Annotated in this window: 13 protein-coding genes and 1 pseudogene; 11 read left to right on the top strand and 3 right to left on the bottom strand. The window is 71.1% G+C overall.

Annotated elements, in window-relative coordinates:
* The first annotated feature begins 19 nt into the window (after positions 1-19).
* The 7 genes from glmU to ACFHWT_RS14905 all read left to right on the top strand — a co-directional run bounded on the left by glmU (position 20) and on the right by ACFHWT_RS14905 (position 7,411).
* Positions 20-1,510, top strand: a complete 1,491-nt coding sequence (gene glmU / locus ACFHWT_RS14935; protein ID WP_416595230.1) for a bifunctional UDP-N-acetylglucosamine diphosphorylase/glucosamine-1-phosphate N-acetyltransferase GlmU — start codon at positions 20-22, stop codon at positions 1,508-1,510.
* A 64-nt stretch (positions 1,511-1,574) separates the two neighbouring features.
* Positions 1,575-2,555 (top strand): ribose-phosphate diphosphokinase, encoded by a 981-nt coding sequence (locus tag ACFHWT_RS14930; RefSeq protein ID WP_282232264.1) that lies wholly within the window; start codon positions 1,575-1,577, stop codon positions 2,553-2,555.
* Positions 2,556-2,880: 325 nt separating this feature from the next.
* Positions 2,881-3,507, top strand: a complete 627-nt coding sequence (locus ACFHWT_RS14925) for a 50S ribosomal protein L25/general stress protein Ctc (protein ID WP_416595196.1) — start codon at positions 2,881-2,883, stop codon at positions 3,505-3,507.
* Positions 3,508-3,582: 75 nt separating this feature from the next.
* Positions 3,583-4,170 carry an aminoacyl-tRNA hydrolase gene (gene pth / locus ACFHWT_RS14920; RefSeq protein WP_416595195.1) on the top strand — a complete coding sequence of 196 codons (588 nt, stop codon included), beginning with the start codon at positions 3,583-3,585 and terminating at the stop codon, positions 4,168-4,170.
* 113 nt (positions 4,171-4,283) lie between these two features.
* The gene (locus ACFHWT_RS14915) at positions 4,284-5,126 is read left to right on the top strand and encodes a 3'(2'),5'-bisphosphate nucleotidase CysQ (RefSeq protein WP_416595194.1); all 843 of its coding nucleotides are present in this window, start codon (positions 4,284-4,286) and stop codon (positions 5,124-5,126) included.
* Positions 5,127-5,210: 84 nt separating this feature from the next.
* A complete protein-coding gene (gene cysD / locus ACFHWT_RS14910) occupies positions 5,211-6,122 on the top strand; it encodes a sulfate adenylyltransferase subunit CysD (protein ID WP_416595193.1) in 912 nt (303 codons plus the stop codon).
* Complete coding sequence (locus tag ACFHWT_RS14905) at positions 6,122-7,411, top strand: sulfate adenylyltransferase subunit 1 (protein WP_416595192.1); 1,290 nt, start codon at positions 6,122-6,124, stop codon at positions 7,409-7,411. The genes cysD and ACFHWT_RS14905 overlap by 1 nt, the downstream gene beginning before the upstream one ends.
* Before the next feature lie 56 nt (positions 7,412-7,467).
* On the opposite strand, the gene ACFHWT_RS14900 is transcribed toward ACFHWT_RS14905, so the two are convergent.
* Positions 7,468-8,037 carry a hypothetical protein gene (locus ACFHWT_RS14900; RefSeq protein ID WP_416595191.1) on the bottom strand — a complete coding sequence of 190 codons (570 nt, stop codon included), beginning with the start codon at positions 8,035-8,037 and terminating at the stop codon, positions 7,468-7,470.
* A gap of 23 nt (positions 8,038-8,060) precedes the next feature.
* Positions 8,061-9,293 carry a galactokinase gene (gene galK, locus ACFHWT_RS14895; protein ID WP_416595190.1) on the bottom strand — a complete coding sequence of 411 codons (1,233 nt, stop codon included), beginning with the start codon at positions 9,291-9,293 and terminating at the stop codon, positions 8,061-8,063.
* 169 nt (positions 9,294-9,462) lie between these two features.
* On the opposite strand from galK, the gene trpS reads away from it, so the two are divergent.
* From trpS to ACFHWT_RS14875, 4 genes and pseudogenes are all read left to right on the top strand, one after another.
* Positions 9,463-10,488: a tryptophan--tRNA ligase gene (gene trpS / locus ACFHWT_RS14890; RefSeq protein WP_416595189.1), complete on the top strand. Its 1,026-nt coding sequence runs from the start codon at positions 9,463-9,465 to the stop codon at positions 10,486-10,488.
* Positions 10,489-10,490: 2 nt separating this feature from the next.
* On the top strand, positions 10,491-11,039 hold the full coding sequence (locus ACFHWT_RS14885; protein ID WP_282232257.1) for a 2'-5' RNA ligase family protein: 549 nt from the start codon (positions 10,491-10,493) through the stop codon (positions 11,037-11,039).
* Positions 11,040-11,109: 70 nt separating this feature from the next.
* Positions 11,110-11,964: pseudogene (locus ACFHWT_RS14880) on the top strand (YihY/virulence factor BrkB family protein); the annotation flags it as partial.
* 114 nt (positions 11,965-12,078) lie between these two features.
* Positions 12,079-12,498, top strand: coding sequence for a hypothetical protein (locus ACFHWT_RS14875; protein WP_416595229.1), 420 nt, complete (start codon positions 12,079-12,081; stop codon positions 12,496-12,498).
* A gap of 29 nt (positions 12,499-12,527) precedes the next feature.
* Here the strand turns inward: ACFHWT_RS14875 and ACFHWT_RS14870 are convergent, their stop codons facing one another.
* Positions 12,528-14,771, bottom strand: coding sequence for a S8 family serine peptidase (locus ACFHWT_RS14870; RefSeq protein WP_416595188.1), 2,244 nt, complete (start codon positions 14,769-14,771; stop codon positions 12,528-12,530).
* Positions 14,772-14,863 lie beyond the last annotated feature (92 nt).

Raw genomic sequence — 14,863 nt, 5'->3', positions numbered from 1 at the left:
TGCCGGCGAAGGCAAGCGGATGAAATCGGCGCTACCCAAGGTGCTGCACCCGCTGCTCGGTCGGACCCTGGTCGGGCACGTCCTCACCGCCGCCACGGCCGCCGCCGCCGAGCGCACCCTGGTCGTCGTCGGCCACCGCGCCGAGCAGGTCACCGCCCACCTGTCGGAGATCGCCCCGGCGGCCGTGCCGGTGCTGCAGGCCGAGCAGCACGGCACCGGGCACGCGGTCCGGCTGGCGATGGCGGCCGCCCCCGACGCCACCGGCACCGTCGTGGTGCTCAACGGCGACGTACCGCTGCTGCGTCCGGAGACGGTCGCCGAGCTGATCGAGGCACACGAGTCGGCCGGGGCGGCCGCCACCGTACTGACCGCCGAGGTCGCCGACCCGACCGGTCTGGGGCGGATCGTCCGCGACCCGGCCGGCGGCCTGGAACGCATCGTCGAGGAGCGCGACGCCAGCCCGGAGCAGCGCCGGATCCGCGAGATCAACGCCGGGATCTACGCCTTCGACGCGGCCGGGCTGCGCGACGCGCTCGGTAAACTCACCACCGACAACGACCAGGGCGAGGAGTACCTGACCGACGCCGTCGGCCTGCTGGCCGCCGCCGGAGCGCCGGTCGGCGTGCACGTCGCGACCGACGTGACCGAGACCCTGGGCTGCAACGACCGGGTGGAGCTGGCCCGGTTGCGCCGGCTGCTCGCCGACCGGGTCAACGAGGGCTGGATGCGCGCCGGGGTGAGCATCCTCGACCCGGCCACCACCTGGATCGACGTGACGGTACGCCTGGAACGTGACGCCGTCGTCGAGCAGAACACCCAGCTGTACGGCACCAGCACGGTCGGTGCCGAGGCCACCGTCGGGCCGGACGTCACGCTGATCGACACTGCCGTCGGCGCGGGCGCGACCGTGCTGCGGTCGCACGCCGTGCAGGCCCGGATCGGCGCCGGCGCGAGCGTCGGGCCGTACGCCTATCTGCGCCCGGACGCCCAGCTCGACGAGCGGGCCAAGGTCGGCACCTTCGTCGAGGTGAAGAAGTCGCAGATCGGCGCGGGTGCCAAGGTGCCACACCTGAGCTACGTCGGGGATGCCACGATCGGTGCCCGGGCCAACATCGGCGCGGCGACGATCTTCGTCAACTACGACGGGGTGCACAAGAGCCACACCACGGTCGGGGAGTCCGCCTTCGTCGGCTGCGACAGCAGCCTGATCGCCCCGGTCGAGATCGGCGCCGGTGCGTACGTCGGAGCGGGCAGCGTGGTGAACCGGGACGTGCCGCCCGGCGCGCTCGCCGTCACCCGGGCCCAGCAGCGCACGGTCGACGGCTGGGTGCGGTCCCGCCGGCCGGGTACCGCCGCCGCGGCGGCGGCCGAACGTGCCACGGCCGGTACGGCCAGTGCCGGGAACAGCCCGGCCGATGCCGGGAACGGGCAGGTCGGGGCTGGTAACGGTGAAGCGGCCCACCATCACGGTGTCACTGACCCGGTTCCGGGAGATACTGCGACTGACTAGTCCAGCGGCGTACGGCCCAGCCAGGTCGGCGTCCGCAACCACCCTGACGGGAGCAGACGTCTCGATGGGCAGCATCGTCGCCGAGAACCGCAAGAGCCTGATGCTTTTCACCGGCCGGGGTTTCCCCGAGCTCGCCGAGGAGATCGGTGAAGTGCTCGGCATCGCACCCACCCCGGCCGACTCGTACGAGTTCTCCAACGGTGAGATCTTCGTCCGGTTCAAGGAGTCGGTCCGCGGCTCGGACGCGTTCGTCGTCCAGTCGGTCACCCACGGCGTCAACCGCTGGGTGATGGAGACCCTGATCATGATCGACGCGCTGAAGCGTGGTTCGGCCAAGCGGATCACCGTGGTGCTGCCGTTCTACCCGTACTCACGTCAGGACAAGAAGCACCGCGGCCGGGAGCCGATCTCCGCCCGGCTGATCGCCGACCTGCTGCGCACCGCCGGCGCGGACCGGATCCTCACTGTCGATCTGCACACCGCGCAGATCCAGGGCTTCTTCGACGGCCCGGTCGACCACCTCTTCGCGATGGACATCCTGGCCGGCTACGTCGAGAGCCGGTTCGCCGGGCGGCCGATGACCGTGGTCGCCCCGGACTCGGGCCGGGTCCGGGTGGCCGAGCGCTGGACCGACCGGCTCGGCGGCTGCCCGCTGGCCTTCATTCACAAGACCCGGGACCCGCTCAAGCCGAACCAGGTAGTGGCGAACCGGGTGGTCGGCGACGTCGAGGGCCGGGTCTGCCTGATCGTCGACGACATGATCGACACCGGTGGGACGATCACCAAGGCGGCGGAGATCCTCTACGACGCAGGTGCGTCGGACATCGCGGTCGCGGCCACCCACGCGTTGCTGTCCGACCCGGCCACCGAGCGGTTGAAGAACAGCCGGATCAGCGAGGTGGTGGTGACCAACACCCTGCCGCTGCCGGCGGAGAAGCAGTTGGACAAGCTCACCGTACTGTCCATCGCGCCGCTGCTGGCCCGGGCGATCCGCGAGGTCTTCGACGACGGCTCGGTGACGACGCTGTTCGGCGGGCTGAGCTGATCTACGGCCCGCGCCCGCGCGGGCTGAGCTGATCTACGGCCCGCGCCCGCGCGGGCTGAGCCTGACTGCACAGGGGTACTGCCTGAACCTGTTCACCGGCCTCGGGTAGACTGGTGCGGTTGCCACGGCGAGGGTGCCCTGCGGGCCGCTGCTGACGAAGCGCTGCCGCCCGGAAGCACCGTGATCGACGCGGTGCTCCGGGCACTGCCCAGTTGGACGAGCGCCCAGCGTGCCCCTTCGCCCGGCACCGCCGACATCGCGTCCGTCTCTCCGGAGCCGGATCAGGTTCCCCCGCACGCACTGCCGAAACTCCAGGAGTACTCCCGTGTCCGAGGTAAAGATCAGCGCCGAGCCCCGCACCGAGTTCGGTAAGGGTGGTGCCCGCCGTACCCGCCGGGCCGGTAAGGTGCCCGCCGTGCTGTACGGCCACGGCGAGAAGCCCAAGCACATCGCGTTGCCCGCCCGTGAGTTCGCCGCCGCGATCCGGCACGGCGGTGCCAACCAGTTGTTCGCCATCGAGATCACCGACGGCACCCAGGCGCTGGCGTTGACCAAGGCGATCCAGCGTGACCCGGTCAAGGACACCTTCGAGCACGTCGACCTGCTGCTGGTCCGCCGGGGCGAGAAGGTCACCGTGGACATCTCGGTGCAGTTGGTCGGTGAGCCGGCCAAGGGCACCCTGGTGATGCACGAGCACGACTCGCTGTCGGTCAGCGCCGAGGCGACCCGGGTGCCGGAGTCGCTGGAAGTGTCGATCGAGGGCCTGGAGGCCGGCTCGCACGTCACCGCCGGCGACGTTCAGCTGCCGGGCGGGGTCGAGCTGACCGGCGACCCGGCGACCGTGCTCGTGGTGGTCTCCGCCGCGCCGACCGCCGCTCAGCTCGACACGGAGACCGGCGAGGAGACGGCTGAGGAGTCCGTCGCCGAAGGTGCCGCCGAGCAGCCGGTCTGACCTGCCGTTCGACGATCCGGGCGTCCCGCTGCCGGCCCTGCCGCGGCGGTGACGCCTTGATCCGTTTCAGGAGGTGTGGTGGAGACGGCGCCGTGGCTGGTTGTGGGGCTGGGCAACCCCGGCCGGGAGTACGCCCGTAACCGGCACAACGTCGGGTTCATGGTCGCGGACCTGCTCGCCGTCCGGCTGGGTGTGCGGTTGAGCCGGCACCGGCGGGCGACGGCCGAGTCCGGCGAGGGACGGCTCGGCCTGGGCGGGCCGAAGCTGGTGCTGGCGAAGCCGCTGACGTTCATGAACCTCTCCGGTGGCCCGGTGGTCGCGTTGGCGAAGTTCTACAAGGTGCCGGTCGAGCAGATCGTCACGGTGCACGACGAGCTGGACATCGACTACGGTCGACTGCGAGTGAAGCAGGGCGGTGGAGAGGGCGGCCACAACGGGCTGCGCTCCATGTCCCGGTCGCTCGGCAGCAGGGAGTACCTGCGGGTCAGGTTCGGGATCGGGCGTCCGCCCGGTCGACAGGATCCAGCAGATTATGTTTTGTCAGATTTCTCGACAACTGAACGCAAGGAACTCGACTTTCTCGTCGATCGGGCCGCTGACCTGGTGGAAGCGGTGGTCGTCCGAGGGCTCGAGTGGGCCCAGAACACGTACCACAGCACCTGAAAGGCGGCTGTGGCGTTACATCTGGGACAGCTGGATCGTGAACCGGGCAGAACACCGCCCGTGGATTCCGGGTGACGGCCCGGTGCCCGCCGGGCAGGTAGGAGAGGAGCCAGATGAGCACGCCGCCGGTAACCGACGCCGCATTCGCCCGATGGCTCGCCGGGCGCGCCGGCGAGTCGCTGCTCCAGGTCCGTGAGGAGCTGGGGTACGCCGACCCGACCGCGCTCAAGGCGGCCGGTGACAAGGTCTCCCACGACCTGCTCCGTACCGAACTGGCCCGCTGGCGGCCGGCGGACGCGGTGCTGTCGGAGGAGGACGACGGCGCCCGCCAGGCGCTGCCGGACCCGGACGCCGAGACATCGACGGACGCCGGGCCGTCCCGGCTCACCGCCGACCGGGTGTGGATCATCGACCCGCTCGACGGCACCCGGGAGTTCTCTGAGGAGGGCCGGGCCGACTGGGCGGTGCATGTGGCGCTCTGGTCACGCAGCGGCTCCACCCCGCACCGGCTGGTCGCCGGCGCGGTGGGACTGCCCGCCCAGCACCGCACGATCAGCACCGAGCACCCGCCGCCGTACCCGCCGATGCCGGCGGCGGCGTCGGCCGGCGGCGCGATCCGGCTGGCCGCCAGCCGCAGCCGGCCACCGGCCTTCGTCACCGCGCTCGCCGAGCAGCTCGGTGCGGAGCTGGTGCCGATGGGCTCGGCCGGCGCCAAGATCGCTGCGGTGATCGCTGGCGACGCCGACGCCTACGTGCACGCCGGCGGCCAGTACGAGTGGGACTCGGCCGCGCCGGTCGCCGTGGCGACCGCCACCGGTCTGCACGCTTCCCGGATCGACGGAACCGCGCTGCGATACAACGAGGCCAACCCGCGGCTGCCAGATTTGGTGGTCTGCCGACGAGATCTTGCCAGCAAACTGCTCGCAGCGTTGCGGCAGCATCTGCAGGTATCCTGACCCCCTATCTCCAGCTTGCCAACCGGAAAGGTCTGGTATTCGGATGACCAAGCTTCGGATGACCCACAACCAGGGGTGGGTGTGATGACCAACGCGACCGCGTACCGCGTCTCCCACCTCGACGCGCTGGAGGCGGAGAGCATCTTCGTCATGCGCGAGGTCGTCGCCGAGCTGGAGCGGCCGGTGCTGCTCTTCTCCGGCGGCAAGGACTCGATCGTCATGCTGCGGCTGGCGCAGAAGGCGTTCGCCCCGGCCCGGATCCCGTTCCCGGTGATGCACGTCGACACCGGGCACAACTTCCAAGAGGTGCTCGACTACCGGGACCGCCGGGTCGACGAACTCGGCCTGCAACTGGTCGTCGCCAGCGTGCCGGAAGCCCTGGAATCGGGGCTGGTCCGCGAGTCGCCGGACGGGATGCGCAACCGCATCCAGACCCCGGTGCTGCTGACCGCGGTCGAGAAGTACCGGTTCGACGCCCTGTTCGGCGGGGCCCGCCGGGACGAGGAGAAGGCCCGGGCCAAGGAGCGGGTCTTCTCGTTCCGCGACGAGTTCGGCCAGTGGGACCCGAAGAACCAGCGCCCCGAGCTGTGGTCGCTGTACAACGGCCGGCACCACCCGGGCGAGTCGATCCGGGTCTTCCCGCTGTCCAACTGGACCGAGCTGGACGTCTGGCACTACATCGCCCGGGAGCGGATCGAGCTGCCGCCGATCTACTTCGCCCACGAGCGCGAGGTGATCGAGCGCGACGGCATGCTGTACGCCGTCAACGAGTTCATCCAGCCCCGGTCCGGTGAGACGCCGTTCATCGAGCAGGTTCGTTACCGTACCGTCGGTGACGCCTCCTGCACGGCAGCGGTCCGCTCCCCGGCGGACACCGTCGAGAAGGTGATCGACGAGGTCGCGGCGACCCGGATCACCGAGCGCGGGGCCACCCGGGGCGACGACCGGGTCAGTGAGGCCGCCATGGAGGACCGCAAGCGGGAGGGCTACTTCTGATGACGGTGACGGCTGACGCCCCCACCACCCGGGCCATGGACCTGCTGCGGTTCGCCACCGCCGGCAGCGTCGACGACGGCAAGTCGACCCTGATCGGTCGGCTGCTCTACGACACCAAGTCGCTCTTCACCGACCAGCTGGAAGCGGTCGAGGCGGTCAGCGCGGCCCGGGGCGACGAGTACACCAACCTGGCGCTGCTCACCGACGGCCTGCGCGCCGAGCGGGAGCAGGGCATCACCATCGACGTGGCGTACCGCTACTTCGCCACCCCCCGGCGCAAGTTCATCATCGCCGACACCCCCGGGCACACCCAGTACACCCGCAACATGGTCACCGGTGCCTCCACCGCCGACCTGGCGCTGATCCTGGTCGACGCCCGCAAGGGCCTGGTCGAGCAGTCCCGCCGGCACGCGTTCCTCTGCTCACTGCTGCGGGTGCCGCACCTGGTGCTCTGCGTCAACAAGATGGACCTGGTCGACTGGGACCAGTCGACCTTCGAGGCGATCGCCGACGAGTTCACCACCTTCGCCGCCAAGCTTGAGGTGCCCGACCTGTCGGTCATCCCGATCTCGGCGTTGAACGGCGACAACATCGCCACCCGCTCCGAGCACAGCCCTTGGTACGAAGGCCCGTCGCTGCTGCACCACCTGGAGCACGTGCACATCGCCTCCGACCGCAACCTGGTCGACGTGCGGTTCCCGGTGCAGTACGTGATCCGGCCGCAGTCGACCACCGTCACCGACTACCGCGGCTACGCCGGCCAGGTCGCCTCCGGGGTGCTCAAGCCCGGCGACGAGGTGATGGTGCTGCCGTCCGGGCTGACCAGCACGATCGCCAGCATCGAGACCGCCGACGGCCCGGTCGACGAGGCGTTCCCGCCGATGTCGGTGACCGTACGGCTCACCGACGAGCTGGACATCTCCCGGGGCGACCTGATCTGCCGGCCGCACAACGCGCCCACCCCGGCTCAGGACGTCGAGGCGATGATCTGCTGGATGGACGAGACGCGGCCGCTGCAGGTGGGCGGCAAGTACGCCATCAAGCACACCACCCGCAGCGCCCGCGCCGTGGTCCGTGGCGTGCAGTACCGGCTGGACGTCAACACGTTGCACCGCGACGAGTCGGCCAGCCAGCTCGGCCTCAACGACATCGGTCGGGTCACCTTCCGGACCACGGTCCCGCTGCTCACCGACGAGTACCGGCGGAACCGGACCACCGGCGGTTTCATCCTGATCGACGAGTCGACGAACCGGACCGCCGCCGCCGGCATGATCATCGAAGCCGGCTGATCAGGGCCGACGGGTCGGGTCCGCTGTCACCGGCGGGCCCGACCTTCCGGCTGAGCTCACCAGCGTCCGTAGACCGGGGCCCGACCGGCGGCCAGCGCGCCGAGCGCTGCCACGATCTGGGTGCTGCCGCAGTCCAGCAGCATGGTCGGCACCATCAGCCGGGCGCCCGGCGGCACCGCCGGGTGCGGCGTCTGCGCGTCGATGAAAATCAGATCCTCGATCCCGGTACGCCGGACCTGTACCGCCGACACCGCCTCCCACGGCAGCCAGACCGGGTTGGCGCGGAAACTGCCGTTCGCCACCCAGACCCCGGTCCGGTCGGCGGCCAGCACCGGGCCCCGGCCGGTGAACCGGCCGTGCCACATGACAACCGTCGCGGCCAGCGACCCGCCGAGCAGCAGCACCGGCAGACCGGCCAACGCCATCGTCGCCGAGCGGCCGACCGCCGCCTCCCTCGCGACCAGGTACGCCACCCCGCCGAGCAGGCCACCGGCCAGCAACCAGCAGACGGCGGCCAGCCCGCCGGCCCAGATCAGGAACCGGCGTCCGTCGATCCGGACCAGGAACGGGATGTCCTCCGCCGGCCGGTCGGTCATCTCCTGCACCACGGGCACCTCCGCCGCCACTGGTCTAATGTGTCGCGGCGAGGTTAGTGGATCCGTTCGGCTCCCGTGCAGGGCAGGGCGGTGAAGAACGTCGGCGGCGGGAAGCCGTGCTCGGCGTACGCCGCGCCCACTGTGGCCGCCACCCGGTCGGCGGCATCCGCATCGACCAGCGCCAACACACAACCGCCGAAGCCGCCGCCGGTCATCCGGGCACCGTACGCGCCGCCGGCCAGCGCTGCGGTCACCGCGACGTCCACCTCCGGCACGGTGATCTCGAAATCGTCGCGCATCGACGCGTGCGAGGCGGTCAGCAGCGGACCGATCTCGCGGATCCGGCCGGACCGCAGCAGCGTCACCGTCTCGCGGACCCGGTGGTTCTCGGTGACCACGTGCCGGACCCGGCGTCGGGTCGGGTCGTCCGGCAGCCGGTCCAACGCGGCCGGTAGGTCGTCGACCGGCACCTCGCGTAGCGCTGGCACGCCGAGCAGCCCGGCTGCCCGCTCGCAGGCGGCCCGGCGGGCGGCGTACTCGCCGGAGACGTGCCGGTGCGGGGCCCGGGTGTCGACCACCAGGACGGCCAGCCCGGCGGCGGCCAGGTCGAACGGGACGTGCTCGACGTCGAGCGACCGGCAGTCCAGGAACAGCGCGTGCCCGGCCCGGCAGCGGATCGACGCCGACTGGTCCATGATCCCGCAGGGCACCCCGGCGTAGCCGTTCTCCGCCCGCTGGGCCAGCGCCGGACGCCGGTCCACCGGCAGCCGGTCGGGGCCGAGGCCGCCGAGGTCGGTCAGGGCGGTCAGCACCGCGGCCTCCAGCGCCGCCGACGACGACAGGCCGGCACCGAGCGGTACGTCGGAGGCGATCGCCAACCGGGCGGCCGGTACGGCGTACCCGGCCTCGCGCAGCGCCCACACCACCCCGGCGACGTAGCCGCCCCAGCCGTCGACCGCGCCAGGCCGGTCCGCGTCGGCGGTGTTGAACGCGATCTCCTCCCCGGACTGCTCGGACCAGACGGTCCAGCCCTGCTCTGCCGGTGCGGCCTGCTCTGCCGGCTCCGCCAGGCTCGCCGCGACGACGGTGCGGTGCGGCAGGGCGAACGGCAGCACGAAGCCGTCGTTGTAGTCGGTGTGCTCGCCGATCAGGTTGACCCGCCCGGGTGCCGCCCACACACCGGCCGGCGGTACGCCGTACCGCTGCCGGAAGCCGTCGTGGGCGCGGCGGGTGACCGGCCCCGCGCCGCTGTCGCGTGCGCCGCCGTCGGCTAGCGGGAGTGTCACGATCGGTGTCCCTTCACGCCGCCGGTCGTCCGGGGAAGATTCCACCACATCCGGCCAGTAATCAACAATGGCGGCGGGTTAATCCAACAGAGCCGAACATTGCCGACCGGCGGCCGCCGCTCGGATACCGGCGAGACATCGATCCACCGGTGCTGTCAGAATTGTCGACATGTCCGAGCCCGCCTCCCGCCCCCGGGTGCTCTCCGGCATCCAGCCCACCGCCGACTCGTTCCACCTCGGCAACTACCTCGGTGCGGTGCGCAACTGGGTGGCGATGCAGGACACCCACGACACCTTCTACTGCGTGGTCGACCTGCACGCGATCACCGCCGGACACGACCCGCAGGTGCTGCGTCAGCGGACCCGGGTGGCCGTCGCCCAGCTGCTGGCCGCCGGCCTCGACCCGGGCCGGTGCACCCTGTTCGTCCAGTCCCAGGTGCCGCAGCACGCCCAACTCGGCTGGGTGATGGGCTGCATCACCGGGTTCGGCGAAGCGAGCCGGATGACCCAGTTCAAGGACAAGTCCGCCAAGCAGGGCGCCGAGCGGGCCAGCGTCGGGCTGTTCACCTACCCGGTGCTGCAGGCCGCCGACATCCTGCTCTACCAGGCCGACGAGGTTCCGGTCGGCGAGGACCAGCGGCAGCACCTGGAGCTCACCCGGGACCTGGCGCAGCGGTTCAACACCCGGTTCGGTGCCACCTTCACCGTGCCGGCCCCGTACATCATCCGGGACACCGCCAAGATCCTCGACCTGCAGGACCCGACCGCGAAGATGTCCAAGTCGTCGTCCTCCCCGGCCGGCATCATCGACCTGCTGGACGACCCGGCAAAATCGGCCAAGAAGATCCGCTCGGCGGTCACCGACACCGGCCGCGAGATCATCTACGATCCGGAGAGCAAGCCCGGCATCAGCAACCTACTCACCATCTACGCCGCGCTCAGCGGCCGGACGCTCGACGAGCTGACCGCCGCGTACCAGGGCAAAGGCTACGGTGACCTGAAGAAGGACCTGGCGGAGGTGGTGGTGGAGTTCGTCCGGCCGATCCAGGAGCGCACCCGCGGCTACCTCGACGACCCGGCCCAGCTGGACAAGATCCTGGCGATCGGCGCCGGGAAGGCCGAGGCGGTGGCAGCCGCGACGCTAGCCGCCGTGTACGACCGGGTCGGCTTCCTGGCACCCGCGGGGACTGTCTGACAGTGTCCGTCATCGGCGCGCAACCAGCTCCCGGTCAGGTGCGGATCGGCGTCGCCATCGACATCCCGCAGCCGTGGGGTGAGGAGCTGACCCGCCGCCGGGCCGAGGCCGGCGACCCGGCCGCCGAGTACGTGCCCGCGCACATCACCCTGCTCGGCCCGACCGACATCGTCGAAGATCAGCTGGCCGAGGTGGAGGCGCACCTGGCGGCGGTGGCCGCCGCGCATCCGCCGTACCCGTTGCACCTGCGCGGGACCGGGACGTTCCGGCCGATCACCGAGGTGGTCTTCGTCGCGGTGGCGGCCGGGATCAGCGAGTGCGAGCTGCTCGCCTCGGCGATCGGCACCGCCGACCAGCTCGTCCGGGAGAGCCGGTTCGCGTACCACCCGCATGTGACCGTCGCCCAGGACGTGCCGACCGACGCGATGGACAAGGTGTACGACGACCTCGCCGGCTTCGAGGCGCAGTTCGAGGTCGACTCGTTCACGCTCTTCTCGCACAGCGGTGAGGGGCGGTGGCGTCCGCGCCGGGATTTTCCACTCGGCGGCTGACCACCCGGCGGCGTCCCGGCGCACCAGGATGACCGGTACACCGGGATGACCGGTACACCAGGATGACGGGGTGAACTTTTTCGGCCGGGCCTGGTCCGGCACCCAGCGGGCGCTGGACCGGTCCCGGCGGCGGTACCCGCGCCTGGACCACCTCTGGCGGGCGGTGGAACGCTACAACCAGGTGCTGGGCGGGCGGCTGGCTGCGGCGATCGCGTACTACGGGTTTTTCGCCGTCTTCGCCCTCGGCCTGGTCGCGTACTGGGTGTTCGGCACCCTGGTAGAGGCCAACGCCGAGGTCAGCGCGGCGGTCGCCGACTTTCTGCTGCAGAACCTGCCGCTTCTGGACCTGGCCCAGATCCAGCGCAACAGCGGCCAGGTCGGTGTCGTCGGCCTGGTGCTGCTCGCGTTGACCGGCATCGGCTGGGTGGAGGCGATCCGCTCGTCGCAACGGTTCGTCTACCGGCTCGAGCAGCAGCCCGGCCACTTCGGCGTACGGCAGGTCGTCGACCTGGCCGTACTCGTCGGGGTGTTCCTGCTGATCGGCGTCTCGGTCGGCGCGGTCGACGCGCTGCGCTCGCTGCTCGGCTGGCTGCTCGGCGAGGATTCGGCGGCCGCGACCGTCGTCAGTGTGCTGCTCGCCTTCGTGATCAACCTGGTGCTCGCCTCGGCGCTGCTGGTCGCGGTGCCCCGGCTGCGAATGTCCGCCCGGCGGCTGGTCGCCCCGATCCTCGTGGTGGCGCTCGGGCTGACCGTGTTGAACACCGCCGGCCGGTTCTACGTCGGCCGGTTCGAGCGCAATCCGGCGTACACCGTGGTGGCCGGCGCGGTCGGTCTGCTGATCTACCTTTATCTGCTCAACCAGCTGCTGCTGTTCGGTGCGGCGCTGGCGGCGACCAGCCGGTACGGCCGGGTGGTCGACCTGGCGGTCCGGCGGACAGCCGGGCGGACAGCCCGGCGGACGGCTGGGACGGCACCGCCAAAAGCAGTAAAAGCCGCAAAAGCCGTCGGCGGTCTCGGTCGTACGACGATGATCGGTCAGGTGGGGGCACTAGTCACGCTTGAGCTGCCGGACGACTCACCGGCGCACACGATGCCGTGGATCATCACCTTCGGGCCGCTCGGCGACCAGGACGGCGAGTGGGAACCGGTGGTGTGCGGGCCGTACGAACGGGCGCACGCGCTGGCCCTGGCCGAGACGGTGGTCGCCGACGAGGAGCTGATGGCGGTGGTCGAACCGCTGCTGACCCTGGTCACCGTCGAGGAGATCCGCGGCGAGCTGGCCGCCGCTCAAGCCTCCGCCGACGAGGACGTCGCCGAGTACGACGACTTCGAAGACCTGGTCGGCGGCAACGACGCCGAACCGCAGGAGCGGCACGTCGAACCGTCACCGCCGCCGTCACCGGACGAGGTGCGCGCCGGCATGGCCCGGATCGCCAGCATGCTGACGACCCGGGCCTGACCGTTACGGCCGGCGCATTCGTGCTGACGCTACGAGCGCAGCGTCAGCCGCCAGCCGTCGATGTACGCCGGGCCCGAATCGCCCCAGTAGTGATCCTGGACCCGCAGCTTCCACACGCCGTCGGGTGTGCCGGACCAGCCGACGACGAAGGTGCGGAACATGTTCGGCAGCCCCATGCCGTTGACGCCCTGCAGGGTGAACACCTGTCCGTCCGGGGCGACGAGCTGGTAGCTGAGTTCACGCGACCACGGGTGGATCACCCGTACGTCCACCCAGGCGCTGTACCTCGGGGCCGGGGCACAACCGGTCACTGTGATCGGGCTCTCGACGGTCGCCCGGTCACCGATCGGCACGTCGGTGGTCGTCTGCCCGCCGCAGGCGGGTATGGGCAGATCCGTTCCGGCGAGGTCCAGCCGCCAGTAGTCGAAGAATCCGGTGCCATTCGGGCCGGCGTCGCGCACCTGCAGGCGCCAGGTCCCGTTGGCGGCCTTGTCGGACAGGTCGTAGGTGAACGTGTGGTCGACGTCCGGTGCGGCCCCGTGGCCGGTCCGGGCGAGCAGGAAGTAGCGGGTGCCGTCGGGGGCGAACAGCTCCACCTGCAGGTCGGTGATGGCGGTATGTGGAATGCGTACCTCGATGGTGCTGTTGCCGGCGGCGTTGCCCGCGCAGCCGGTGATGGTGATCGGGATGTCGACGGCTCCACTGAACGCCAGCGGCGTGTCGGTGTCGTTGGCGCCGACACAACCCGGCAGCGCCCCGACGGTGAGGGCGAACCTGGTGATCCGGGTGACGTGCGAGCCGGTGCCGAGGATCAGCACCGGGTACGTGCCGGCGGCGGTGACCGCCGCGGTGGTGATGGTCAGGGAGGTGCTGCCGGCCGAGTCGATGCTGGCCGGGGTGAACGTGGCGGTCGCGCCGCGCGGCAGCCCGACGACGCTCAGGTCCACCGACTGGACGGTGCCAGCGGTGACCGTCGCGGTGACGGTGGCGGTGACGCTGCCGCCAGGGGCCACGGTGCCGCTGGTCGGGCCGGCGGCCAGGGCGAAGTCGTGGGCGGGGACGGTGTCGTCGACGTACAGCAGCCGGTTAGGTGAACCGGCGCCCGGGTCGGTCACCACACCGGGGGTGGCGTCGGCGAGCAGCGCGGCGGTGACCTGCGCCGGGGTGTAGTCGGGGTGCGCGGCGAGGACCAGCGCGGCCGCGCCGGCAACGTGCGGGCTGGCCATCGAGGTGCCACTGGCCGGCAGGCTCGCGGTGTCGCCGGCGATGCCGGCCGAGACGATGTCCGTTCCGGGGGCGAAGACGTCGACGCAGCCGCCGATGTTGGAGTACGGGGCGCGGGCGTCGTCGGGGCCGGTGGCGGCGACGGTGATCGCGTCCGGGACGCGGGCGGGGGACGATCCGCAGGCGTCGGCGCCGTTGTCGTTGCCCGCCGCCACGACGTACGTGATGCCGTCGGCGATCGAGTAGGCCACCGCCTGGTCCATCGGGGCGTAGCTGAGCCCGCCGAGACTCATGTTGGCTACCGCCGGCTCGCCCGGCCGGTGGTCGGCGGTCACCCAGTCGATGCCGGCGATGACGGTGGCGACGTTGCCGTTGCCGTTGCAGTCGAGCACCCGTACGGCGACCAGCTCGACGTTCTTGGCCACGCCGTACGTGGTGCCACCGAGCGTGCCGGCGACGTGGGTGCCGTGTCCGCGGCAGTCGGACGCGTCGTCGTCGCTGTCGATGGTGTCGCGGCCGGAGCGTACGCGGCCGGCGAACTCATGGTGCGACATCCGGATCCCGGTGTCGATGACGTAGGCCCGTACGGTCGGCGCGACGCTCGGATAGAAGTACGTGTCGTCGAGCGGCCGGGTGCGCTGGTCGATCCGGTCCAGGCCCCAGGACGGTGTCGGGGTCTGGACGTCGGCGGCGGTGACGGTGTGGTTCTGGGTGACCGAGGCGACGCGCGGATCGGCGGCGAGCCGGCGGGCCTGGCGCGGCGACAGGTGGACCTCGAAGCCGCGCAGCGCGTGCCGGTAGACCCGGGCGACGTCGCCGCCGTACCGGCCGGCCAGCGATCGCGCGGTGCGGTCGACCGCGTTGGTGGCGTTGGTGGCGTCGGTGGCGACTGCTGAGCCGGCCAGCACGACGATGTAGGAGTCGGCGACGGCGGTCGGGCCGCCGACGGCGTGCACCGTCGCCTCGGGCGCGCCGGCCACCGCCGGGGCGGCCGGCACCAGTGCCAGCAGCGTCGTCGCCACCAGCACACCTGTACGTTTCGATACCATCGGTTGTTCCTTCCCGGCTCACCGGACATCTCCCTGATAGGGGAACATCGATGAATCGGGTTGGAAACCTTCCGATCGCACACTTGAGGGTG

It is taken from the genome of Micromonospora sp. LOL_021 (genome assembly GCF_048060215.1).
GTDB lineage: Bacteria > Actinomycetota > Actinomycetes > Mycobacteriales > Micromonosporaceae > Micromonospora_E.
Note: the sequence above shows the minus strand (reverse complement) of the source record. Positions and strands in the feature narration are given on the sequence as shown.

Excerpts from the sequence above, each read along its gene's own strand:
- glmU (WP_416595230.1), top strand. The coding sequence starts at position 20 with ATGAAATCGGCGCTACCCAAGGTGCTGCACCCGCTGCTCGGTCGGACC.
- ACFHWT_RS14930 (WP_282232264.1), top strand. The coding sequence starts at position 1,575 with ATGGGCAGCATCGTCGCCGAGAACCGCAAGAGCCTGATGCTTTTCACC.
- ACFHWT_RS14915 (WP_416595194.1), top strand. The coding sequence starts at position 4,284 with ATGAGCACGCCGCCGGTAACCGACGCCGCATTCGCCCGATGGCTCGCC.
- cysD (WP_416595193.1), top strand. The coding sequence starts at position 5,211 with ATGACCAACGCGACCGCGTACCGCGTCTCCCACCTCGACGCGCTGGAG.
- ACFHWT_RS14905 (WP_416595192.1), top strand. The coding sequence starts at position 6,122 with ATGACGGTGACGGCTGACGCCCCCACCACCCGGGCCATGGACCTGCTG.
- trpS (WP_416595189.1), top strand. The coding sequence starts at position 9,463 with ATGTCCGAGCCCGCCTCCCGCCCCCGGGTGCTCTCCGGCATCCAGCCC.
- ACFHWT_RS14870 (WP_416595188.1), bottom strand. The coding sequence starts at position 14,771 with ATGGTATCGAAACGTACAGGTGTGCTGGTGGCGACGACGCTGCTGGCA.